Source organism: Pseudomonas sp. SHLD1, from assembly GCF_028640935.1.
Lineage (GTDB): Bacteria > Pseudomonadota > Gammaproteobacteria > Pseudomonadales > Pseudomonadaceae > Chryseomonas > Chryseomonas aestiva.
The window spans coordinates 327,886-349,325 of record NZ_JAQZAD010000023.1; the positions used below are offsets into that span (position 1 = coordinate 327,886).

Sequence of the window (21,440 nt, forward strand, 5' to 3'; positions counted from 1 at the left end):
CTATTCCAGAATCTCGTTTATCGAACCTTGCAGTTTACGGGTCACCGGCCCCACGGACCAGTTCGCGGCTGCGTACCGGCGCACGGGCCAGATACCGTATTGGCTGTTGCAGAGGAAAACTTCGTCGGCACCGAGCAGATCGTCCAGCGCCAGCGGCCGGACCTCGCTCTGGATGCCTGCCTGAGCGGCGAGGTCGAGCAGCAGACCGCGCAGCACCCCGGCCACGCCACAGCGATCGAGCGCGGGGGTCTGCAGCCGCCCCGCGCAGACCAGGAACAGATTGCTGAACACCCCTTCGATCGGCCGGCCGTCCTGATCCAGCATCAGGCCTTCGGCATAGTCGGTGCTGGTCCATTCTCCGCGCGCCAGGACCTGTTCGAGTCGATTCATGTGCTTGAGCCCGGCCAGCAACGGCTGGATAGCCAGGCGCGTCGCGCAGGGATAGAGGGCGATGCCCTCGATCGCGTGCGCCGGTGGGTAGGCCGGCGTGGGCGAGGCCAGCAGCAGGCGCCGCACCTCGGGTTCGGCCGGCGGGGCGTAACCGCGCAGGCCATCGCCGCGGGTGTACAGCAGCTTGGCGACGCCCTCCCCCAGCAGCGCCGCATAGGCGCGGACTTCAACCTCAAGCTGAGCGAGGTCGCAGGGAATGCGCAGCCGCTGGCAACCGGTGGCCAGCCGCTGCAGATGACGGTCGAGCAGACGCGGCTGGCCCCGGCGTACCGCGATGGTCTCGAACAGCCCATCGCCATAGGCCAGACCCCGATCGCGTTGCAGACCAGGGTCCAGCGGTTGGCCGTTGAGCCAGTCCTGGATCAAGCCTCGAAGCGCCGGAACACCAGACTGCCGTTGGTGCCACCGAAGCCGAACGAATTGGACAGGGCCACTTCGATGGGCCGCTGCCGCGCCTCGTGGGGCACGAAGTCCAGATCGCAGCCGTCGCTGGGATTGTCCAGATTGATGGTGGGCGGCGCCACCTGGTCGCGCAGGGCGAGCACCGTGAAGATGGCTTCCACCGCGCCCGCGGCGCCCAGCAGGTGACCGGTCATGGACTTGGTGGAGCTCACGCTCAGACGCTTGGCCTGCTCGCCGAACACCTGCTTCAAGGCCGCCACCTCGGCCAGGTCGCCGGCCGGCGTGGAGGTGCCATGGGCGTTGACGTAGTCGACCGCTTCCGGCGCTATACCGGCATCCTTGAGCGTCGCTCTCATGCAGCGAGCGGCGCCCGCGCCGTCTTCCGGCGGGGCGGTCATGTGGAAGGCGTCGGCGCTCATGCCGAAGCCGATCAGCTCGGCATAGATGCGGGCGCCCCGCGCCTTGGCGTGCTCGTAGTCTTCCAGCACCAGGGCGCCGGCACCGTCGGACAGCACGAAGCCATCGCGATCGCGATCCCAGGGACGGCTGGCGCGGGTCGGATCGTCATTGCGGGTCGACAGGGCACGCGCCGCGCCGAAGCCACCCAGACCCAGACCCGAGGTCGCCATCTCCGAACCGCCGGCAACCATGACGTCGGCTTCGCCATAGGCGATGTTGCGCGCCGCCATGCCGATGCAGTGCGTTGCCGTGGTACAGGCGGTGGCGATGGCGTAATTGGGGCCCTGCAGACCCAGATGGATCGACAGGAAGCCGGACACCATGTTGATGATGGAGCCCGGTACGAAAAAGGGGGAAATACGGCGTGGACCCTGAGCGAGCAGCGACTGGCAATTCGCCTCGATATTGGTCAGTCCGCCGATGCCGGAACCCATGGCGACACCCATGCGCTCGCGATTGCCATCGTTGACCTCGAGACCGCTGTCACGCATGGCCTGGAAGCTGGCGGCGAGACCGTATTGGATGAACAGATCCAGCTTGCGGGCTTCCTTCGCGGACAGATACTGCTCCACGTCGAATCCCTTGACCGATCCGCCGATCCGCGTGCTGAAGGCAGAGACGTCCATATGCTCGATCGGCGCGATACCGCTGCGACCGGCCAGGATGCCTTCCCAGCTGCTCGCCACATCGGCGCCAAGCGGCGATACCATGCCCATACCCGTGATCACGACACGTCTACGCGACACACCCAACTCCTCTTGTCCTTCCGGGGCGGCCACCCCTCTTGAAAACAGCCGATTGCATCGATCTTGACCTTGGACCTAAAGAAAAGCCGCACGCCCTACAGGACGTGCGGCTTCTTTTGTCCGAAACTGGCGACTACTTATTGCTGGTGAGCAACGATGTAGTCGATAGCTTCCTGGACGGTGGTGATCTTCTCAGCCTGCTCGTCCGGGATTTCGGTCTCGAATTCCTCTTCCAGAGCCATCACCAGTTCGACGGTGTCAAGGGAGTCGGCGCCCAGATCCTCGACGAAGGAAGCGCTGTTGGTAACTTCCTCTTCCTTCACGCCGAGCTGCTCAGCGACGATCTTCTTAACGCGTTCTTCGATGGTGCTCATACCGTGTTCTCACTCCTAAAGGAAAAATCCGCACAACGGATTGCGCGTAAGTGTATAGAAAGGGATTTCCGTATTTCAAGCTGACGCGACATCAAGACGTATGCGCGGCCATTGCTGGTCCGACAGTTTACCAGCTTAGCGCAATAGCCGCGCGGGGGTAACGTCGGTCAGCTCATGTACATTCCGCCGTTCACGGGGATCGTGGCGCCGGTCACATAGGCCGCGCCCTCGTCCGCCAGGAAGCCGACCACCTTGGCGATCTCGTCGGCCTGACCGAGGCGGCCGGCCGGGATCTGGGTCAGCAGCGCGGTGCGCTGGGCTTCGGGCAGCTCGCGAGTCATGTCGGTGTCGATGAACCCCGGGGCCACGGCATTGACGGTGATGTTGCGCGAACCCACCTCGCGGGCCAGCGCCCGGGTAAAGCCCTCGAGACCGGCCTTGGCGGCGGCATAGTTGGCCTGACCGGCGTTGCCCATGGCGCCAACCACCGAGCCGATGCTGATGATACGACCCCAGCGACCCTTGGTCATGCCCTTGAGCACGGCCTTGGAGAGACGGAACAGGCTGTTGAGGTTGGTATCGATCACGTCGAACCACTCATCGTCCTTCATCCGCAGCATCAGGTTGTCGCGGGTGATGCCGGCGTTGTTGACCAGGATCGACGGCGCGCCGAATTGCGCCTGGACCTGCTCGAGGGCGGCCGCGACGGAGGCGTTGTCGGACACGTTGAGCACCAGACCGGTACCTTCGATGCCATTGGCCTTGAGCGACTCGGCGATGCGCTGGGCGCCCGCCTCGCTGGTCGCGGTGCCGATCACCGTGGCGCCGAGCCGACCCAGTTCCAGGGCGATGGCTTGACCGATACCACGCGTGGCGCCCGTGACCAGGGCGACCTTACCTTGCAGACTCATCTCGTTTTCCTCGATTCAAAAAGCCGCGCGCGCGGCGGCGAAGGCGTCGGGGGTGTCCAGGGCCAGTGTTTCCACGCCCTTGACGCATCTCTTGTTCAGGCCGGCCAGTACCTTGCCGGGGCCGCACTCCACCAGGTGGGTGATGCCCTGGGCAGCCAGGTACTGCACAGACTCGACCCAGCGCACCGGGCTGTACAGCTGGGCCAGCAGATCCTGCTGGAGGCTGGCCAGATCGGTGTTGGCGCCGGCATTGACGTTCTGCACCACCGGAATCTCCGGCTGGCTCCAGGCGCAGCCACGCACGTCCTCGGCGAAGCGCTCGGCCGCCGGACGCATCAGGTCGCAGTGGGAGGGCACGCTGACCGGCAGGGCCACGGCGCGCTTGGCACCCAAGGCCTTGCAGGCCTCGATGGCGCGCTCCACCGCAGCGGCGGCACCGGCGATCACCACCTGACCCGGGGCATTGAAGTTGACCGCGCTCACCACTTCACCCTGGGCGGCTTCGGCACAGGCGGCCAGCACCTGGGCATCTTCCAGACCCAGGATGGCGGCCATGCCGCCCTGCCCGGCGGGCACGGCTTCCTGCATCAGCTCACCGCGGCGCGCCACCAGGCGTACCGCCTCGACGAACGGCAGGCTGCCCGCGGCGACCAGCGCCGAATATTCGCCCAGGCTGTGACCGGCGACATAGGCCGGCCTGGCGCCGCCCTCGGCCAGCCACAGACGCCACAGCGCGATGGAGGCGGTCAGGATGGCGGGCTGGGTACGGTCGGTCTGGTTGAGCGACTCCTGCGGGCCCTGCTGGGTCAGCGCCCAGAGGTCATAGCCGAGGACGGCGGACGCTTCGGCGAAGGTTTCGCCGATCAGCGCGTGGTGCGTAGCCAGCTCACCCAGCATGCCCAGGGCCTGGGAACCCTGACCGGGAAAGACGAAAGCGAGAGAGGCGGACATAGGCAGGTCTCTTGTAGGTCCATTGCCGGCGAAACCGCGGTTCCGCCACTGACAGACTGAGATGTCGGTGTCGACCGGTCGGTCACACCGCTTTCAGAACCGCCAAGTTTAACCGGATCCGCCCGGGGAGATCAGTCTCCACATCGCGCAGGGAACGCTCGATGGCCTGAACGAGACCGACTTCGCCTGCCGCGCCATGGCTTTTCACCACCACCGCATTCAGGCCGAGAAAGCTCGCGCCGTTGCGCAACTCCGGATCCCAGTGGCGGAAACGCCGGGCCAGCCACGGCTGCAGCAACTGACGCTCGAGCCAGGAGGCCGTGCCGCTGCGCTCGACCAGCAGGCGCAGCAACGCCTCTCCCGACTTGAGCACGGCATTGCCGGTGAAGCCATCGCAAACCACCACATCCGCCACCGCGGCATAGAGATCGCTGCCCTCGACGAAGCCGATGAAGTCGAAGGCCTGACTCTCGGCGAGGCGCCGTGCGGCGTCCTGGATCACCGGCGTGCCCTTGCCCGGTTCGCGACCGACATTGAGCAGCGCGACCCTTGGCCGCACCACGCCCCGGGCCTGGGCCGCACCCGCCCCCAGATAGGCGAATTGCACCAGCTGTTCGGCGGTGGTGTCGAGATTGGCGCCAAGATCCAGCAGCAGCGTCTGATGCCGGCCCTGCCCGGGCAGCGCCGACATCATGGCCGGGCGATCGATGCCCGGCAGCGTGCCGAGCAGCAGGCGCGCAAGCGCCATCCACGCCCCGGTATTGCCGGCGCTCAGGCAGCCCTGGGCACGGCCTTGCTGTACCGCTTCGAGCGCGGCATGCATGGACGTACGGGTGCGACTGCGCACCACACTGGCGGGACGCTCATCGGGCCCGACGAGGCCATCGACGTATTCGAACTGCAGGCGAGCGGCAAGAGAGGCAGGCGGTGACCAGGCCGACAGGGCGTCGCGCTGACCACAGAGAAGGAGGTGTAAGGCGGGGAAACGCTCGAGGGCGTCGAGTGAAGCAGGAACAATGCAGCGGGGACCGAAGTCCCCGCCCATTGCATCGATCGCGATGACGATTTCGATCGAGAATTACTCGTCGGAACCTTTGTCGATCACTTTGCGACCGCGGTAGAAACCGTCGGGCGACACGTGGTGGCGCAGGTGAACTTCACCGGTGCTCTTTTCCACGGACAGAGCGTTCGCTTCGAGGGCGTCGTGCGAACGACGCATGTCGCGAGCGGAACGGGATTTTTTGTTCTGCTGAACAGCCATGATTTAACTCCTAAACGTTTGGGTCACGCTTCAACTGCGCAAGTACACTGAACGGGTTGGGTCGCTTTTCCTCGTCCGCCGGCTCTTCGGGCGCCTCGAAACCTTCCGGATGCTGGCAAGCACCTTCTGGATGCACGGGAATGATCGGCAGCGCGAGCAGCAGCTCTTCTTCGATCAGACTATGCAGATCCAGGGGTTCGTCACCAACCTCCAGGGCATCGTAACCCTGTGGCAAGGCATCGGCCGACTTCCCTTCCCAGAGCACGGCGAAATCGAATTCGCTGCTAATGGGAAGCACTGCCGGCTCCAGACAACGCTGGCAAATCATCTCGACCTTGGTATCCAGGACACCATGGATGACGAATTGCTTTTGTTGATCACGCCCGAAGTCGAGGACGACGGCAACCGCGCCTTCGGACTTCACGAGCTGCTCGCCGACACGCCGCATGTTCGCGAGAGGCAGCTCACCCTTGAGGGTTACGCCGCGATCCGCCAATTTGCGAGGATCGACCTGAGGTGGAATTGGCCCATTCAACATAAGCGCGCCATTATAGGGACGGCCTTACGGCTGTCAAAGGAAATTAACCCCGAAGCGACTCCGACCGACCTTTGGTCGACCTCGCCCGAGAACAAACTGATGCCTCTCATTCTACTCGCTTCCAGCTCGCCTTACCGCCGCCAATTGCTGGAAAGGCTGCACCTGCCCTTCGCCCACCAGTCGCCGGACATCGACGAGACGCCGCTATCCGGCGAGAGCCCGCGGGCGCTGGTAGAACGCCTGGCCCGAGCCAAGGCCGCCGCCCTGGCCGATCAGCGGGAGCCGACCCTTATCATCGGTTCGGATCAGGCGACTGCCATAGACGGAGAGATTCTTGGCAAGCCCCTGAATCACGACCGTGCCCACCAGCAGTTGGCCCGGGCCAGCGGTCGCACCCTGGTGTTCCATACCGGACTGGCCGTACTGGACAGTCGGACCGGCGAGTGCCGAAGCGAGGTGGTGGATTTTCAGGTGCGCTTTCGCCCGCTGGATGCTGCGACGATCGACCGCTACCTGCGGGCGGAGCAACCCTATGACTGCGCTGGCAGCTTCAAGGCCGAGGGCCTCGGCATCGCCCTGTTCGAAGCCATGCAGGGAGAGGATCCCACCAGCCTGATCGGCCTCCCACTGATCCGCCTGGCCGCCTTGCTGCGCCAGGCAGGACTGCAGGTGCCCTAGGCCAGCCGCAGCTGGCAGCGGCTAACGCAGCGCCGGACCCTGCCAGCCCATATAGAGGGCCAGACGCTCGGCGACGCTGGCACCCAGGCGCTTGGCGAAGCGATCAAAGGGCGAGTCCTCCTGGGTAAAGTCGACCAGGCGCTCCTCCTTGACCACATCCCGTGCCACGTAGCTGGCACTGCCAAGACCATCGATCAGCCCCAGGGAAAGCGCCTGCTCGCCGGACCAGACCAGTCCGGAGAACAACTCGGGATGGCCCTCGACCTTGAGTCGATCGCCGCGGCCTTTCTTGACGCTGTCGATGAACTGCTGATGGGTGGTATCCAGCACCTGCTGCCAGAAGCGGGTTTCTTCGGGCTTCTGCGGCTGGAAGGGATCCAGGAAGGCCTTGTGCTCGCCGGAGGTATAGACCCGCCGTTCCACGCCCAGCTTTTCCATGGTGCCAACGAAGCCGAAGGAAGCCGCGGTCACGCCGATGGAGCCGACCAGACTGGCCTTGTCGGCGTAGATGGCATCGGCCGCACTGGCCACATAGTAGGCGCCCGAGGCACCCAGGTCGGCGATCACCGCGTACAGCTTGATGTCCGGATGCAGGCCGCGCAGACGCTTGATCTCGTCATAGATGTAGCCGGATTGCACCGGACTGCCGCCTGGGCTGTTTATCCGCAGCACCACACCGCGGGTGTTGCTGTCGTCGAAGGCCTTGCGCAGCGCCGTCACGACATTGTCGGCACTGGCCTTCTCGTCGTCGGCGATCATCCCCTTGAGTTCGATGAGCGCAGTATGGGCGCCGGACTCGGTCACCCCGCCCTTCTTGCCCAGGGACAGCAGGGGCGTGAACAGCACCAGCATGACAATCAGGTAGGCGAAGGTCAGCAGTTTGAAAAAGATGCCCCAGCGCCGCGCTCGCCGTTGCTCGCGCACGCTGGCAAGCATGGTCTTCTCGATCAGGGCCCAGGTCTTGTCGTCCGCCGGACGCGTACGTCCGCTGTCTTCCTTCCACTCGTCAGCCATGCCCGCCATCACTCCTGCACACAACATTGTCACCCAGCCATAGCGCCAGGTCCGCGAAAGCTTCGATCACCAGGCGCGGCCCGAAATCCCTCAGGACCTCGGCCGGCTGGGCACCATAGGCGACCCCGACCGCAGCGACCCCGGCACGCCGCGCCATTTCCAGGTCGAAGACGGCATCCCCAACCAGCAGGGCACGCTCCGGCGCCACGCCGCAGTGGGCGAGAATTTCCCGCACCATCTGCGGATCGGGCTTGCCGGCGGCCTCGTCGGCGCAGCGGGTGATGTCGAAGAACTCACTCAAGCCATGCTGCTGCAGCGAACGCGCCAGCCCGCGCCGGCTCTTTCCGGTCGCCACGGCCAGCTGATAACCCTGGGCGCGAAAGCGCTGCAGCCCGCTCAGCACATCGGGAAACAGGGGCGACGCCGCCTGCTCGCGACGGACGAACTCTGCGCTGTAGGCATCGCGAAAGCCTTCGATCTGCGCCGGGGTCACCAGATGCGGATAGAGGGTCTGGATCGCCGCGACCAGCTCCAGGCCGATGATGCCCTTGATGGCCACGTCGCTACGCGGCGGCAACCCCAACTGCTCGGCCGCGACGTGCATGACCTCGACGATCCGGCCGATGGAATCCGCCAGGGTCCCGTCCCAATCGAAGATCAGCAGCTGGTAGTCAGGCATCCAGACGCTCCAGCGTCTGACTCCAGGTGCTGTCGACCGGTGCCTCCAGGCGCAGCTCACCGCCCTCGGGCAAGGGAATCACCAGACTCGCCGAGTGCAGAAACAGTCGCTTGCCGCCGAGTTCGCGGATCTCCTGGGAAAAGGCTTCGTCGCCGTACTTGGGATCGCCGGCGATGGCGTGCCCCGCATGGCGCGCGTGGACGCGGATCTGATGGGTCCGCCCGGTCACCGGCCGCGCCTCGACCAGGGTGGCGAAATCGCCATAGCGCCGCAGTACCCGGAATTCGGTGAGCGCCTCCTTGCCCTCGTCGTTAACCTCGACCATGCGCTCGCCGGACCTGAGGGTGTTCTTCAGCAGCGGCGCGCTGATCTTTTTCTTCGCTGCCGGCCAATGGCCCCGCACCAGGGCGTGATAGCGCTTGTCCACGCCGTCGCCGCGCAAGGCTTCGTGCAGGAAGCGCAGCATGCTGCGCTTCTTGGCGATCATCAGCAGGCCCGAGGTATCCCGATCGAGACGATGGACCAGCTCGATGTCGCGGGCGTCGGGACGCAGCTGGCGAAAGACCTCGATGACCCCGCCAGACAGGCCACTGCCGCCGTGCACGGCGATGCCGGCCGGCTTGTTGATGACGATGAGGGTCTTGTCCTCGTGGACGATGGAGTCCTCCAGGCGCTCGAGCAGTCCCTTGGCCAGGGGCGCCGGCTCGTCAGGCTCGGACAGGCGCAGCGGCGGGACGCGGATCTGGTCGCCGGCCTGCAGACGATAGTCGGGCTTGATGCGTCCCTTGTTCACCCGTACTTCGCCCTTGCGCAGGATGCGATAGATGAGGGTCTTGGGCGCACCCTTGAGCTGGGTACGCAGGAAGTTGTCGATACGCTGGCCGGCATAGTCGGCGGGCACATCGAGCAGTTGAACGCCGGTGCTGGGAGAAGGAGGCTTAGTCATCGGCAGATGATAGCAATTTTCCCTTATTTGAAGCACTTAAAGCTTGCTGCTATAGTCCGGAGGCGGTTATCAGTCCTGTCTGGATGGCACCGCTCGCGAGGCCGTAGATTCCGCCCGCGAATAATAGGCTGCAAATGCAATAGTCACTGGACGTCTGGCCGTCCAGCAGACCGCCGACTCTGCCCAAGGGGGTGAGTGGCGAGCTGCGATCCGCCTGGTAACCAAGGCAGCGGCACCCAGGGTGTCAGCTGTAAAACGACAACCGCTCCGGACCTTGCGGGCGGCACCAGATTCCTGAAGATTGTGTGCAGGATGGAGATGCACAACCAGCGTATCGCGTAGCCTGACAGTACGCCTGCAGCCCGCTTCGCGCCCAGCTTCGGCCAAGGTGACGATCGCAGGTGGAAGCCTCAAGGCCAACGGCCGATGCTCCAACCGCGACACCTGACACGAATCCCGCGACGACCCGGCTGCCTGAGCCTTTCGGCTGTCACGCCCGCACCATGCCTGGTTGATTCCTCCTCTTGTGGAGCTGCAACGGCAGTCGCTCAAGCGCCTGCAGGAGACGTAGTCGCGGCACGCCCCCCGGGCCTGCTGCTGGACACGAAGGCCGGCTTGGACCGGCTTCGATACGACCCCGTGCACCCTTCTCCTGAATCCTGTTGCCACCACGTAGGCCGAGAGCCTGGAACGTAGTGGTATTACATGAAAAGAATGCTCATCAACGCGACCCAGCCCGAGGAATTGCGGGTTGCCCTGGTCGACGGTCAACGTCTGTTCGATCTGGACATCGAGTCCGGAGCCCGCGAACAGAAAAAGGCCAACATCTACAAAGGCCGCATCACCCGCATCGAGCCCAGCCTGGAAGCCGCCTTCGTCGACTTCGGCGCTGACCGCCACGGCTTTCTGCCACTGAAGGAAATCTCCCGGGAATACTTCAAGAAGAACCCGGAAGGCCGCGTCAACATCAAGGAAGTGCTCTCCGAAGGCCAGGAAGTAGTCGTCCAGGTCGAAAAGGAAGAGCGCGGCAACAAGGGTGCCGCCCTGACCACCTTCATCAGCCTCGCCGGTCGCTACCTGGTGCTGATGCCCAACAATCCCCGCGCGGGCGGCATCTCCCGTCGCATCGAGGGTGAAGAGCGCAACGAACTGCGCGAAGCCCTGAACGGCCTGAACGCCCCGGGCGACATGGGCCTGATCGTGCGCACCGCCGGCCTCGGTCGCAGCACCGAAGAGCTGCAGTGGGACCTCGACTACCTGCTGCAACTCTGGTCCGCCATCAACGAAGCCTCGGGCGAGCGCAAGGGTCCCTTCCTGATCTATCAGGAAAGCAACGTCATCATTCGCGCCATCCGCGACTACCTGCGCCAGGACATCGGCGAGGTCCTGGTCGACAGCGTCGAAGCCCAGGAAGAAGCCCTGAGCTTCATCCGCCAGGTGATGCCGCAGTACGCCAGCAAGATCAAGCTGTACCAGGACAGCGTCCCGCTGTTCAATCGCTTCCAGATCGAAAGCCAGATCGAGACCGCCTTCCAGCGTGAAGTGAAGCTGCCCTCGGGCGGCTCCATCGTCATCGACCCCACCGAAGCCCTGGTGTCCATCGACATCAACTCGGCGCGCGCCACCAAGGGCGGCGACATCGAAGAAACCGCCCTGCAGACCAACCTGGAAGCGGCTGAGGAAATCGCCCGCCAGCTGCGCCTGCGCGACATCGGCGGCCTGATCGTCATCGACTTCATCGACATGACTCCGGTCAAGAACCAGCGCGCCGTGGAAGATCGCGTCCGCGAAGCCCTGGAAGCAGACCGCGCCCGCGTGCAGATCGGTCGTATCTCCCGCTTCGGCCTGCTGGAAATGTCCCGCCAGCGCCTGCGCCCTTCCCTGCGCGAAACCAGCGGCATCGTCTGCCCCCGTTGCAACGGCCAGGGCATCATCCGCGACGTGGAATCCCTGTCGCTGGCCATCCTGCGCCTGATCGAGGAAGAAGCTCTCAAGGATCGCACCGCCGAAGTCCGCGCCCACGTACCCATCCAGGTCGCGTCCTTCCTGCTCAACGAGAAGCGCAACAGCATCACCAAGATCGAGCTGCGCACCCGCGTGCGCATCATCATCCTGCCGGACGATCACATCGAGACCCCGCACTTCGAAGTGCAGCGTCTGCGTGACGACAATCCCGAGCTGCTGAACAGCCAGTCCAGCTACGAGATGGCCAACACCGAAGCCGAAGAGGTGCAGCCGGTCAGCTCCACCCGCACCCTGGTGCGCCAGGAAGCGGCGGTGAAGGTCGCGCCCGAGCGCGCACCCGCCCCTACCCCGGTCACCGCCGAAGTCGTGGCGCCCGCCGCTCCCGCAGCCAAGGCCACCGCCGAGCCCAATCTGTTCAAGGGCCTGGTCAAGTCCCTGGTCAGCCTGTTCGCCGGCAAGACCGAAGAGCAGCCCATGGCCGACAAGGCCGTTGCCGCACCGGTCGCCGCCAAGAGCAGCGACGAGCAGCGCAGCCAGGACGAACGCCGCAACGGCCGTCAGCAGAATCGCCGCCGCGAAGGTCGTCGTGACGACGAGCGCAAGCCGCGCGAAGAGCGTCAGCCCCGCGCCGATCGTGGCGAGCGCAGCGAGCGTCCAGCCCGCGAAGAGCGCAAGCCGCGGGAAGAGCGTCAGCCCCGTGAAGACCGTCCGGCTCGCGAGGAGCGTCAGCCCCGCGAAGAGCGTCAACCGCGTGAAGAACGCCAGCCGCGCGAGGAGCGTCAGCCCCGCGAAGAGCGCGCCACCCGCGAAGAGCGTCAACCGCGTGAAGAACGCCAGCCGCGCGAGGAGCGTCAGCCTCGTGAAGAGCGTCAGCCCCGCGAGGAGCGTGCCACTCGCGAAGAGCGTCAGCCGCGCGAAGAGCGTCAACCCCGTGAAGATCGCCAGCCGCGCGAAGAGCACGTGAGTGCCGAAGAGCGTCCGGCTCGCGAAGAGCGCCAGCCGCGCGAGGAGCGCAAGCCGCGGGAAGAGCGTCAGCCCCGTGAAGAGCGCAAGGCGCGCGAAGAGCGTCAGGAAGCGGCCAGCGCCGAAGAGCTGAACGAAGAAGAAGTACTGGAAGGCAATGACGAGCTGGAAGAAGGCGAAGAGCGTCCGCGTCGTCGTTCCCGCGGTCAGCGTCGCCGCAGCAACCGTCGCGAGCGCCAGCGCGATGCCAATGGCAACTTCATCGAAGACGAGGAGCCGGGTACCGACGCCACTGTAGCGCCCGCCGCCATAGCTCTGGGTACCGCTGTCGTGGTGAGCGAGAGCGTCACTGCCGTCGCCACCCAGGAAGAGGCTCGCGAGGTTCGCCAGCACGAGCCGGTAGTGGCTGCCGACACTCCTGCCGCTGAATTCACCCGGGAAACCGCGATGGAGCAGCCTGCCGCCGAGGCGCCTGCCCAGCCGGAGATCCTCACGCCCAACGTGAGCCAGCTCCAGGACGAGCGCGCACCGCATCAGGAAGTGGAAATTGCCGCACCTGCCGCCGAGCAGGTCGCCCCGGTCACGACCCCCGCCCCCATTCCTGCCGCACCGGTCGAAGCCGAAACTGCAGAGTCGGCCGCGGGCCGCGCCTCCAACGACCCGCGCGAGCGTCGTCGCCGTGAGCGCATGGCTCGTGAAGCTGAAGCCGCTCGCGCCAACCAGACCGAGCAGCAGGCCGAGGCACCCGCCCTGGGGGCTATCGCCGAAACCGAGGAAACCTTCGCCACCGCAGCGGTAGGCACCGTGGAGCCGCAGCAGGCGCCCGAGGCCCAGCCCGTCCAGGCGACCGAAGAGCTGCCCGCAGCCGAGGCCGAGTCGGCACCGATCGTGATGGAAGAGCCGGTCGAGGTCGTGCCCAGCCCGGCCCAGGAAGAAGCGGCCAGCGTCGCCCTGACCGGTCAGGAAAGTGTCACTGACGAAGCGCCCAAGGCCGATGCCGTGAAAGAGGATGAAGCCACTCAGGCCGAACTCGATCGCAAGCTCAAGGACTCCCGGGAAAATCACCCCGGCTGATCTCAGCCACCCATGAAAAGGGGCGCCTAGGCGCCCCTTTTTTTATGCCTGGAATCCACACAGGCGGCGGTACACGCTCGAATACGTACTCGCGCCGGCCCAGGTAAGGCTATAGAAGCCTTTTACAGGCCGACGCCGAGCCCAAGACGGAGAGGCATAGGCCCTGGGTGCCGGGCGCCGAATTGGAGCTGCCTCAGCCACCCTAGGGCGCCTCGACATAGCAGGCAGGTTGGCGCTGAGCACAGCGAAGCCCGGTGCTGGCGAGATAGACGGGCTGTTGGGCTTCGACGATGGAGCTGCCTCAACCCAACCTACGGTGCCTCGCCATACCGGGTAGATTGGCGCTGAGCACAGCGAAGCCCGGTGCTGGCGAGATAGACGGCCTGTTGGGCTTCGGCGATGGAGCTGCCTTAACCCAACCTATGGCGCCTCGCCATACCGGGCAGGTTGGCGCCGAGCGCAGTGAAGCCCGATGCTGGAGAGCTAGACGGGCTGCTGGGCTTCGGCGGTGGAGCTACCTCAACCCAACCTACGGTGCCTCGCCACACCGGGCAGGTTGGCGCTGAGCGCAGCGCAGCCCGGTGCTGGCGAGATAGACGGGCTGGGCTTCGGCGATGGAGCTGCCTCAACCTAACCTATGGTGCCTCGACATACCGGGCAGGTCGGCGCTGAGCGCAGCGAAGCCCAACGACAGGCGAGATAGCCCGCCTGCCCGAGACTCCGGCGCCCATGTGGGAAAAATCCTGGGCATAAAAAAACCCAGCCATTGGCTGGGTTTTTCGAGCGTATCCCGAAGGATTAACGCTTGGAGTACTGCGGACGCTTACGCGCTTTGCGCAGACCGACTTTCTTACGCTCGACTTCACGGGCGTCACGAGTGACGTAACCGGCTTTGCGCAGGGAGCTGCGGTAGCCTTCGTCATACTCGATCAGAGCACGGGTGATGCCGTGACGGATAGCACCGGCCTGACCGCTCACACCACCGCCAGCGACGGTAACGTAGATGTCGAACTTCTCCAGGGTCTCGGTCAGCTCGAGGGGCTGACGCACGACCATGCGCGCGGTTTCGCGGCCGAAGAAGGTGTCCAGAGCGCGATCGTTGATGGAGATCTTGCCAGTGCCCGGACGGAGGAAGACACGAGCGGTGGCAGTCTTACGACGGCCGGTACCGTAATTTTGAGTTGCCGACATGTTGTACTATCCCGATTAAAACTTGAGTTCTTGGGGCTGCTGAGCGGTGTGCGGATGGTTCGCACCCTTGTACACCTTGAGCTTGCGATACATGTCGCGACCCAGCGGGTTCTTCGGCAGCATACCCTTGACGGCGGTCTCGATGACGCGCTCGGGAGCACGGGCGATCAGCTTTTCGAAGTTGATCGACTTGATGCCACCCGGGAAACCGGAGTGATGATAGTACATCTTGTCGGTAGTCTTGGCACCGGTCACACGAACCTGCTCGGCGTTGATGACGACGATGTAGTCGCCGGTGTCAACGTGAGGGGTGTATTCGGGCTTGTGCTTGCCACGCAGGCGAGTGGCGATTTCAGTAGCCAGACGACCCAGAGTCTGGCCAGCAGCGTCGACGACGTACCAGTCGCGCTTAACGGTTTCCGGTTTTGCGGTGAAAGTTTTCATTCTCTATGGCCTCAGAGGCCGCCCTGGTAAAAAGACGGCAAATTCTACACAACAGTGCAACCCCAGACAAGTCAGGGGCAGCCGGAAACAGACGCTCTTCGGGGGCTCGGGTCGGCGTCCGCTACGGCGATCTCGGCAGGCTTAGGCATCCCCCGCCAAGAAAGCTGCGGCATGATACCCGCTCAGGGTAAAAAAGCAAGCAGAGAATCAGAAGGAAAATAGCGCCTGGGTAGCCGCCGAGCCCTGACGGCGTGAGGCCAGGTGGTCTGCCAGTCGCGTGGGTTCCGGCAGGCGATGGCGCCTTACGCAGGCCATGACCAGCGCCGGCGCAGTGGCCAGGCCGACCCGGTGCCCGGGCGAGACGATCAGCGGCTTGACCCGATCCTTGCTGCGCAGCACCGTTCCTATCACTCCGCCCTCGCGATCCAGCAAGTCGACCTGGCTGCCGCGCGTCTCGGCGAGTTCGCCGTGGTGGCCGGTAAGGATTTTCTTGGCCACGCCGATCGTCGGCAGACCGGTGACCACACCCAGATGAGCGGCGATGCCCAGCCGGCGGGGATGGGCGACGCCGTGGCCATCGCAGAACACCAGGTCGGGAGTCTCCGGCAATTCCGCCAGCGCCTGGAGCAGTGCGGGAAGCTCCCGAAAGGACAGCAGTCCCGGGACATAGGGCATCACCGTGGGGATGCGGGCGACGGCATGGGCCAGCGGCTGCAGGGTCTCGGCATCCAGCAGGACGGCCACCGCGCGGGTGATCTCGCCGCCCTCCTCGAAACCTACATCGACACCGGCGTAACGCCGCGGCGTGCCGAAGTCGTCGTGCAGCAGGACCTGCTTGGCGAGTTGCTTCTGCAGGATGCGCGCCTGGGTGGGCGAGCCATCCCACTCGGCGAAGGGATCGGAATTCACACGTACCTCCCGAGAACCTGGGTCAAGGGATTGATCCTCTAACCCAGGCAGGGTTCAGGGCTTGTGCGGTCGGGCGAGGTATTCGTGGGACTGCATTTCCAGCAGACGGCTAAGGGTGCGCTGGAATTCGAACTCCAGACGGCCACCGGAATAGAGGTCCTTGAGCTCGACCTCAGCGGACAGGATCAGCTTGACTTGACGATCGTAGAATTCATCGACCAGGTTGATGAAGCGTCGCGCCATATCGTCCTTGAGCGCATCCATCTGCTCGACATTGCTGACCAGCACCGTCTGGAAGATCTTGCCCAGCTCGATGTAGTCGTTCTGGCTGCGCGGACCGTCGCAAAGGGCGCGGAAATCGAACCAGGCGACGTCTTCGCAGGTACGGCGAGCGCGGATCTCGCGATTCTCGATCATCAGCGGCACATCTTCGCAGAGGTCGTTGCACTCGACGGTGAGCGAACGGAAGCTCTTGGCCATCGCCGCCTCGACGGCTTCGCTCAGCGGATAGTGAAACAGCTGGGCCTGTTCCAGGGCGCGCAGGCGATAATCCACGCCGCTGTCGACGTTGACGATCTCGGTATGTTCCTTGAGCAGCGCGATGGCCGGCAGGAAGCGCGCGCGTTGCAGACCGTCCTTGTAGAGGCCGTCGGGCACGATGTTCGAGGTGGCGACCAGACTCACGCCGTTCTTGAACAGCTCTTCGAGCAGGGTCGCCAGGATCATGGCGTCGGTGATGTCGGAAACGAAGAATTCGTCGAAGCAGATCACCCGCGCCTCGTCGGCGAAGCGCCGGGCGATGATGGTCAGGGGATTCTTCTCGCCCTTGAGGGTGCGCAGCTCTTCGTGGACACGCTTCATGAAGCGGTGGAAGTGGGTGCGCATCTTCTGCTTGAACGGCAGGGCGTCATAGAAGGTATCGACCAGATAGGTCTTGCCACGCCCTACCCCACCCCAGAAATACAGACCCTTGATCGGCGTTACCGTCTTGCGCCCGAGCAGCTTGCCGAACAGGCCACCCTTGGCGGCGGGCTCGACGAGCAGTTCGTCATAGAGGCGCTGCAGATGGCGGACGGCCTCTTCCTGGGCAGCATCGTAGAAAAACTCCGGGCGCTTGAGGTCGGCCTGGTAACGCTCGAGGGGGGTCATGGCGGCTTCTGGTCGGATGGGAAAAAAGGGTGGTCACTGTAATGGTGGTCCCTGGCGTTGACAACGCCAGGGACCACCGGTGCCCTTCAGGACTCGGCCAGTTGTGCGAGCGCGGTCCGGGTGCGCTTGATCAGCGCATCGCGCGCGGCGGGGGAATCGCTGGCGACGCCCTCGGCCACGATCTGATCCTCCAGCAGCAGCTGGAAGCCGTTGCCCTCAGCCGCCACGACGGTGGCCGGCGTACTGACCAGCTGCTTGCTGGTGATGCCGGCGGTCTTGGCCTCGGTGAAGGGGATCGACAGCGCCAGTTCGGTGCCGTCGGCGTCGAGCAGGCGGAAACGGAAGCTATCGCCTTCGCGGAAGCTGACGAAGCGGGCGGTCTTGCTGGCCTTCTTCTTGGCGCCACCCGTGGCGACCTGGGTCTTGAGCGAACGCAGGCCCACGGCTTCGCGCAGCTCGCCGAGGAAGGGCGTGGCATAGCGGCGGGCCTTGGCAGCACCAGCCAGCAGGATGTCTTCCAGATCGTCGGGACGGGCGATCAGCGCCGCGTAGCGCTCGCGGGCCTCGCCCAGCTCGGCATCGAGCAACTCGAACAGCTGGCCCTTGGCTTCGCCCCAGGCCAGACCATCCAGCAGGGCCGCGCGGAAGGCCGCGCTCTGCTCGGGGGTGGCGAAGGCCTGATAGAGGGTGAAGAGGTGGGCGCTGTCGGGGTCCTTGGGCTCGCCGGGCAGGCGCGAATCGGTGACGATGCGGGCGATGGCGTCCTTGAGCTGCCTGGCGCTACCGAACAGCGGGATGGTGTTGTCGTAGCTCTTCGACATCTTGCGGCCATCGAGACCGGGCAAGGTGGAGACGCTTTCCTCGATGACCGCCTCGGGCAGGGCGAAATAGTCGCGCCCGTTGCCGAACAGGTGGTTGAAGCGCTGACCGATGTCGCGGGCCATCTCCACGTGCTGGATCTGGTCCCGCCCGACCGGCACGCGCAGGGCGTTGAACATGAGAATGTCCGCGGCCATCAGCACCGGGTAGCTGTAGAGGCCCATGGTCACCCCCGCGTCGGGGTCTTCGCCCTGCTCCAGGTTGCGGTCGACCGCGGCCTTGTAGGCATGGGCGCGATTGAGCAGGCCCTTGCCGGCGACGCAGGTGAGCAGCCAGGTCAGTTCGGGGATCTCGGGGATGTCGGACTGGCGATAGAAGGTCACCCGCTCCGGATCCAGGCCGCTGGCCAGCCAGGTGGCGGCGATCTCCAGGCGCGAACGCTGGATGCGCGCGGGGTCGTCGCATTTGATCAGGGCATGGTAGTCGGCGAGGAAATAGAAGGAGTCGGCATCGTCGGCCAGACTGGCGCGGATGGCGGGACGGATGGCCCCGGCGTAGTTGCCCAGGTGCGGGGTACCGGTGGTGGTGATGCCAGTGAGAATGCGAGTGGTCATGGAGGCGCTGGGAATCCGAGAGACTAACGAGGGTCAGGCCTGCAGGCGCGGCAGGACCAGATCTTTGAGTTCGACGAGTTTGCCATGGAAGAAATGGCTGCACTCGGCGACGCGGAGCAATTCGTGCGGCTGTTCGAGCGCGGCGGACCAGGCATAGACCCGCTCAGGGGTCACCACCTCGTCGGCTTCGGGCTGGATCACCGTGAGGCGCGCCCGCTGTGGCAGGCGACCGTCGACCGCGAAACGCTCCACCGGCGGCGCCAGCATGAACAGCCGCTCCACCGCCACGCCCTCGCCTTCCAGGCGGCCGCCCAGGCAGGCGGCGACACAGGAACCGAAGGAGAAACCGCAGAGGGTCAGCGGCAGGTCGGGATGGCGCTCGCGCAACCAGGCCGCGGCGGCCGCGGCATCGTCGATCTCGCCTTCACCGCCGGCATGCACGCCGGTGCTGGCGCCGACGCCACGAAAGTTGAATCTGAGGGTGGCCTGGCCGGCGTCCCGAGCGATGCGCTGCAGGGTGGCGACCACCTTGTTCTGCATGGCGCCGCCATGGAGCGGATGGGGATGACAGAGCAGGACCGCGCCGGTGGCGGCATCCGGGCTCTGGTACAGCGCTTCCAGAGTGCCCGCGGGGCCCTCCAGCAGCAGGGATTGTTCACGGGCTGACACGCTTGACTCCGTGATCCCGGACGAACAGTGCTCATCCAAGGAGTTGATTTTGATAGGGTCGATCCTGCGCGATGCCTGACTGCGGGGTATGATGACGCCCAGCGAATGGCAGATGACGCAACCCAGTGTACAGGCTCGTCGGTCTGCCGTTACCGTAAAGCAAAGCCGCTCATAGAGGAAGTTTCGTGGAACAGTCGCTCACTACCTGGTTGTTGCCCCTGATCGCGCTGCTGATCGGGGTCGGGATAGGTTTTCTGCTGGCGCGCCTGGTGCCGGGTGCCGCGCCGAGCCGCGTGCAGCGCCAGCTGGATGACCTGCAGAAGAAGTTCGACGACTACCAGCACGAGGTCACCAGCCACTTCAGCACCACCGCCGGCCTGGTGCGCAAGCTCACCCAGACCTACCAGGACATGCAGTCGCACCTGTCCGAAGGCGCCGAGCGTCTGGCCCAGGACGAGCTGACCCGTCAGCACCTGCTGGCTTCGCTGCACAGCGCCGAGCAGCGTTACCCGTCCAGTCGCGAGCGCATCGACGGTCCGACCGAGGCGCCGCGGGACTACGCGCCCAAGGGTGACGGCACCCCCGGCACCCTCGACGAAACCTACGGCGTGAAAAGCCGCGGTTGATCGCCAAGGCCGGGGACTCCCCGGCCTTCTGCTTTCCGGCGCCTGCCCTCGTCACCCAGGGCGCGACGCCCGGCCCTTTTCCGGCCCGTCATGGCATAATCCGCGGTTGCAGTCTTTCGCAGGAGAACGCCATGCCCGCAGCGGCCAGTGGCCTGAGCCTCTACGGCATCAAGGCCTGTGACACCATGAAGAAGGCCCGCCAATGGCTCGATGAGCATGGCCAGGCCTATCACTTCCATGACTACAAGCAGAGCGGCATCGACCGCGAACGGCTGGCGGCCTGGTGCGCGGAGCATGGCTGGGACAAGGTGCTCAATCGCGCCGGCACCACCTTCCGCAAACTCGACGACGCCCAGAAGGCCAACCTCGATACCGCCAGGGCCATCGACCTGATGCTGGCGCAGCCTTCGATGATCAAGCGACCCGTGCTCGATCTCGGCGACCGTACCCTGCTGGGCTTCAAGCCCGAGCTCTATGCCGCGGCCCTGAACTGACCCCGCGGCCACCGCCCCTACTACCGAACATCTCGCACCGACCGGATCGGTGCCTCTGCAAAGGAACAGTCTCATGTCGAATGCCCTCTTCAGTATCGCCTTCGGTGTCGGCACCCAGAATCGCCAGGACGCCTGGCTGGAAGTCTTCTATGCACAGCCTCTGCTGAATCCCTCGGCGGCGCTGGTCGAAGCGGTCGCGCCACTGCTGGAGTACCAGGGCGGCAACCAGGCCATCGCCTTCGCTCCGGCCCAGGCCCGCGGTCTGGCCGAAGCCCTCAAGGGCATCGATGCCGTGCAGTCGGCGCTGCTGACCCGCCTGGCGGAAAGCAACAAGCCGCTGGTGGCCACGCTGCTGGCCGAGGACGCCGCGCCCGCCTCCACCCCCGAGGCCTACCTGAAGCTGCATCTGCTGTCCCATCGCCTGGTCAAACCCCATGGCCTGAACCTCAGCGGCATCTTCGCCCTGCTGCCCAACGTGGCCTGGACCAACCAGGGCGCCGTGGACCTGGCCGAGCTGCCGGCCGAGCAGCTGGAGGCCCGTCTGCGCGGCAAGCTGCTGGAAGTCTTCTCGGTGGACAAGTTCCCCAAGATGACCGACTACGTGGTGCCGGCCGGCGTGCGTATCGCCGATACCGCCCGCGTGCGCCTGGGCGCCTATGTGGGTGAAGGCACCACGGTGATGCACGAAGGCTTCGTCAACTTCAACGCCGGTACCGCCGGCCCGGGCATGATCGAAGGCCGCGTCTCCGCGGGCGTCTTCGTCGGCAAGGGGTCGGACCTGGGCGGCGGCTGCTCGACCATGGGCACCCTGTCGGGCGGTGGCAACATCATCATCAGCGTCGGCGAAGGCTGCCTGATCGGTGCCAACGCCGGCATCGGCATCCCGCTGGGCGATCGCTGCACCGTGGAATCCGGCCTCTATGTGACCGCGGGTACCAAGGTCGCCGTGCTGGATGACCAGAACCAGCTGGTACGGGTGGTCAAGGCGCGCGAACTGGCCGGTCAGAGCGACCTGCTGCTGCGCCGCAATTCGGAAACCGGCGCGGTCGAGTGCAAGACCAACAAGACCGCCATCGAACTCAACGAAGCGCTGCACGCGCACAACTGAGTCCAC

General features: G+C 65.1%; 22 protein-coding genes. 5 read left to right on the top strand and 17 right to left on the bottom strand.

All coding sequences use genetic code 11. The features are described 5' to 3' along the window. From pabC to PVZ77_RS17680, 8 genes are all read right to left on the bottom strand, one after another. Nucleotides 1-813 carry an aminodeoxychorismate lyase gene (gene pabC, locus PVZ77_RS17645; protein ID WP_273808048.1) on the bottom strand — a complete coding sequence of 271 codons (813 nt, stop codon included), beginning with the start codon at nucleotides 811-813 and terminating at the stop codon, nucleotides 1-3. Next, on the bottom strand, nucleotides 813-2,057 hold the full coding sequence (gene fabF / locus PVZ77_RS17650) for a beta-ketoacyl-ACP synthase II (protein ID WP_273807822.1): 1,245 nt from the start codon (nucleotides 2,055-2,057) through the stop codon (nucleotides 813-815). The genes pabC and fabF overlap by 1 nt, the downstream gene beginning before the upstream one ends. Nucleotides 2,058-2,194: 137 nt before the next feature. Further along, nucleotides 2,195-2,431, bottom strand: coding sequence for an acyl carrier protein (gene acpP / locus PVZ77_RS17655; protein ID WP_007160597.1), 237 nt, complete (start codon nucleotides 2,429-2,431; stop codon nucleotides 2,195-2,197). Between the two features lie 167 nt (nucleotides 2,432-2,598). Continuing rightward, a complete protein-coding gene (fabG, locus tag PVZ77_RS17660; RefSeq protein ID WP_273807828.1) occupies nucleotides 2,599-3,342 on the bottom strand; it encodes a 3-oxoacyl-ACP reductase FabG in 744 nt (247 codons plus the stop codon). A gap of 15 nt (nucleotides 3,343-3,357) precedes the next feature. After that, entirely contained in the window at nucleotides 3,358-4,293 is a 936-nt protein-coding gene (fabD, locus tag PVZ77_RS17665; RefSeq protein WP_273807829.1) for an ACP S-malonyltransferase, read from the bottom strand. Between the two features lie 82 nt (nucleotides 4,294-4,375). After that, a complete protein-coding gene (gene plsX / locus PVZ77_RS17670; RefSeq protein WP_405046300.1) occupies nucleotides 4,376-5,365 on the bottom strand; it encodes a phosphate acyltransferase PlsX in 990 nt (329 codons plus the stop codon). Nucleotides 5,366-5,371: 6 nt separating this feature from the next. Further along, entirely contained in the window at nucleotides 5,372-5,554 is a 183-nt protein-coding gene (gene rpmF / locus PVZ77_RS17675) for a 50S ribosomal protein L32 (RefSeq protein ID WP_007160601.1), read from the bottom strand. Nucleotides 5,555-5,564: 10 nt separating this feature from the next. Then, nucleotides 5,565-6,092: a YceD family protein gene (locus PVZ77_RS17680; RefSeq protein ID WP_273807836.1), complete on the bottom strand. Its 528-nt coding sequence runs from the start codon at nucleotides 6,090-6,092 to the stop codon at nucleotides 5,565-5,567. Between the two features lie 99 nt (nucleotides 6,093-6,191). On the opposite strand from PVZ77_RS17680, the gene PVZ77_RS17685 reads away from it, so the two are divergent. Next, nucleotides 6,192-6,770 (top strand): Maf family protein, encoded by a 579-nt coding sequence (locus tag PVZ77_RS17685; RefSeq protein WP_273807838.1) that lies wholly within the window; start codon nucleotides 6,192-6,194, stop codon nucleotides 6,768-6,770. A 21-nt stretch (nucleotides 6,771-6,791) separates the two neighbouring features. On the opposite strand, the gene sppA is transcribed toward PVZ77_RS17685, so the two are convergent. From sppA to rluC, 3 genes are read right to left on the bottom strand one after another with little or no spacing between them, the layout of a single operon-like run. After that, a complete protein-coding gene (sppA, locus tag PVZ77_RS17690; protein WP_273807839.1) occupies nucleotides 6,792-7,784 on the bottom strand; it encodes a signal peptide peptidase SppA in 993 nt (330 codons plus the stop codon). Next, nucleotides 7,777-8,463 carry an HAD-IIIA family hydrolase gene (locus tag PVZ77_RS17695; RefSeq protein WP_273807840.1) on the bottom strand — a complete coding sequence of 229 codons (687 nt, stop codon included), beginning with the start codon at nucleotides 8,461-8,463 and terminating at the stop codon, nucleotides 7,777-7,779. The genes sppA and PVZ77_RS17695 overlap by 8 nt, the downstream gene beginning before the upstream one ends. Then, complete coding sequence (rluC, locus tag PVZ77_RS17700) at nucleotides 8,456-9,409, bottom strand: 23S rRNA pseudouridine(955/2504/2580) synthase RluC (protein WP_273807841.1); 954 nt, start codon at nucleotides 9,407-9,409, stop codon at nucleotides 8,456-8,458. The genes PVZ77_RS17695 and rluC overlap by 8 nt, the downstream gene beginning before the upstream one ends. Before the next feature lie 705 nt (nucleotides 9,410-10,114). Between rluC and rne the strand changes: the two genes are divergently transcribed. Further along, nucleotides 10,115-13,411: a ribonuclease E gene (rne, locus tag PVZ77_RS17705; RefSeq protein ID WP_273807843.1), complete on the top strand. Its 3,297-nt coding sequence runs from the start codon at nucleotides 10,115-10,117 to the stop codon at nucleotides 13,409-13,411. Between the two features lie 798 nt (nucleotides 13,412-14,209). Here rne and rpsI read toward each other — a convergent pair. From rpsI to PVZ77_RS17735, 6 genes are all read right to left on the bottom strand, one after another. Further along, on the bottom strand, nucleotides 14,210-14,602 hold the full coding sequence (gene rpsI / locus PVZ77_RS17710) for a 30S ribosomal protein S9 (RefSeq protein WP_017640910.1): 393 nt from the start codon (nucleotides 14,600-14,602) through the stop codon (nucleotides 14,210-14,212). Nucleotides 14,603-14,617: 15 nt separating this feature from the next. Then, nucleotides 14,618-15,046 carry a 50S ribosomal protein L13 gene (gene rplM, locus PVZ77_RS17715; protein WP_007160609.1) on the bottom strand — a complete coding sequence of 143 codons (429 nt, stop codon included), beginning with the start codon at nucleotides 15,044-15,046 and terminating at the stop codon, nucleotides 14,618-14,620. Between the two features lie 207 nt (nucleotides 15,047-15,253). Beyond that, nucleotides 15,254-15,955, bottom strand: coding sequence for a deoxyribonuclease V (gene nfi, locus PVZ77_RS17720; RefSeq protein WP_273807844.1), 702 nt, complete (start codon nucleotides 15,953-15,955; stop codon nucleotides 15,254-15,256). Nucleotides 15,956-16,009: 54 nt separating this feature from the next. Continuing rightward, nucleotides 16,010-17,104, bottom strand: a complete 1,095-nt coding sequence (gene zapE, locus PVZ77_RS17725) for a cell division protein ZapE (protein ID WP_208692212.1) — start codon at nucleotides 17,102-17,104, stop codon at nucleotides 16,010-16,012. 86 nt (nucleotides 17,105-17,190) lie between these two features. Next, entirely contained in the window at nucleotides 17,191-18,537 is a 1,347-nt protein-coding gene (locus PVZ77_RS17730) for a tryptophan--tRNA ligase (RefSeq protein WP_273807845.1), read from the bottom strand. Nucleotides 18,538-18,570: 33 nt separating this feature from the next. After that, entirely contained in the window at nucleotides 18,571-19,206 is a 636-nt protein-coding gene (locus PVZ77_RS17735; protein ID WP_273807846.1) for an alpha/beta hydrolase, read from the bottom strand. 185 nt (nucleotides 19,207-19,391) lie between these two features. Here PVZ77_RS17735 and PVZ77_RS17740 point away from each other — a divergent pair, with 185 nt between their 5' ends. The 3 genes from PVZ77_RS17740 to dapD all read left to right on the top strand — a co-directional run bounded on the left by PVZ77_RS17740 (nucleotide 19,392) and on the right by dapD (nucleotide 21,434). After that, nucleotides 19,392-19,832 (top strand): YhcB family protein, encoded by a 441-nt coding sequence (locus PVZ77_RS17740; protein WP_064307427.1) that lies wholly within the window; start codon nucleotides 19,392-19,394, stop codon nucleotides 19,830-19,832. Nucleotides 19,833-19,963: 131 nt separating this feature from the next. Then, the gene (locus PVZ77_RS17745; protein ID WP_273807847.1) at nucleotides 19,964-20,326 is read left to right on the top strand and encodes an ArsC family reductase; all 363 of its coding nucleotides are present in this window, start codon (nucleotides 19,964-19,966) and stop codon (nucleotides 20,324-20,326) included. A gap of 73 nt (nucleotides 20,327-20,399) precedes the next feature. After that, nucleotides 20,400-21,434, top strand: a complete 1,035-nt coding sequence (gene dapD / locus PVZ77_RS17750; RefSeq protein WP_273807848.1) for a 2,3,4,5-tetrahydropyridine-2,6-dicarboxylate N-succinyltransferase — start codon at nucleotides 20,400-20,402, stop codon at nucleotides 21,432-21,434. Nucleotides 21,435-21,440 lie beyond the last annotated feature (6 nt).

Bases quoted from the DNA above. Each gene is read 5' to 3' on its own strand.
- acpP (WP_007160597.1), bottom strand. From the start codon at position 2,431: ATGAGCACCATCGAAGAACGCGTTAAGAAGATCGTCGCTGAGCAGCTC.
- fabG (WP_273807828.1), bottom strand. From the start codon at position 3,342: ATGAGTCTGCAAGGTAAGGTCGCCCTGGTCACGGGCGCCACGCGTGGT.
- fabD (WP_273807829.1), bottom strand. From the start codon at position 4,293: ATGTCCGCCTCTCTCGCTTTCGTCTTTCCCGGTCAGGGTTCCCAGGCC.
- rpmF (WP_007160601.1), bottom strand. From the start codon at position 5,554: ATGGCTGTTCAGCAGAACAAAAAATCCCGTTCCGCTCGCGACATGCGT.
- PVZ77_RS17680 (WP_273807836.1), bottom strand. From the start codon at position 6,092: ATGTTGAATGGGCCAATTCCACCTCAGGTCGATCCTCGCAAATTGGCG.
- PVZ77_RS17685 (WP_273807838.1), top strand. From the start codon at position 6,192: ATGCCTCTCATTCTACTCGCTTCCAGCTCGCCTTACCGCCGCCAATTG.
- sppA (WP_273807839.1), bottom strand. From the start codon at position 7,784: ATGGCTGACGAGTGGAAGGAAGACAGCGGACGTACGCGTCCGGCGGAC.
- PVZ77_RS17695 (WP_273807840.1), bottom strand. From the start codon at position 8,463: ATGCCTGACTACCAGCTGCTGATCTTCGATTGGGACGGGACCCTGGCG.
- rluC (WP_273807841.1), bottom strand. From the start codon at position 9,409: ATGACTAAGCCTCCTTCTCCCAGCACCGGCGTTCAACTGCTCGATGTG.
- rne (WP_273807843.1), top strand. From the start codon at position 10,115: ATGAAAAGAATGCTCATCAACGCGACCCAGCCCGAGGAATTGCGGGTT.
- rpsI (WP_017640910.1), bottom strand. From the start codon at position 14,602: ATGTCGGCAACTCAAAATTACGGTACCGGCCGTCGTAAGACTGCCACC.
- rplM (WP_007160609.1), bottom strand. From the start codon at position 15,046: ATGAAAACTTTCACCGCAAAACCGGAAACCGTTAAGCGCGACTGGTAC.
- zapE (WP_208692212.1), bottom strand. From the start codon at position 17,104: ATGACCCCCCTCGAGCGTTACCAGGCCGACCTCAAGCGCCCGGAGTTT.
- PVZ77_RS17730 (WP_273807845.1), bottom strand. From the start codon at position 18,537: ATGACCACTCGCATTCTCACTGGCATCACCACCACCGGTACCCCGCAC.
- PVZ77_RS17745 (WP_273807847.1), top strand. From the start codon at position 19,964: ATGCCCGCAGCGGCCAGTGGCCTGAGCCTCTACGGCATCAAGGCCTGT.
- dapD (WP_273807848.1), top strand. From the start codon at position 20,400: ATGTCGAATGCCCTCTTCAGTATCGCCTTCGGTGTCGGCACCCAGAAT.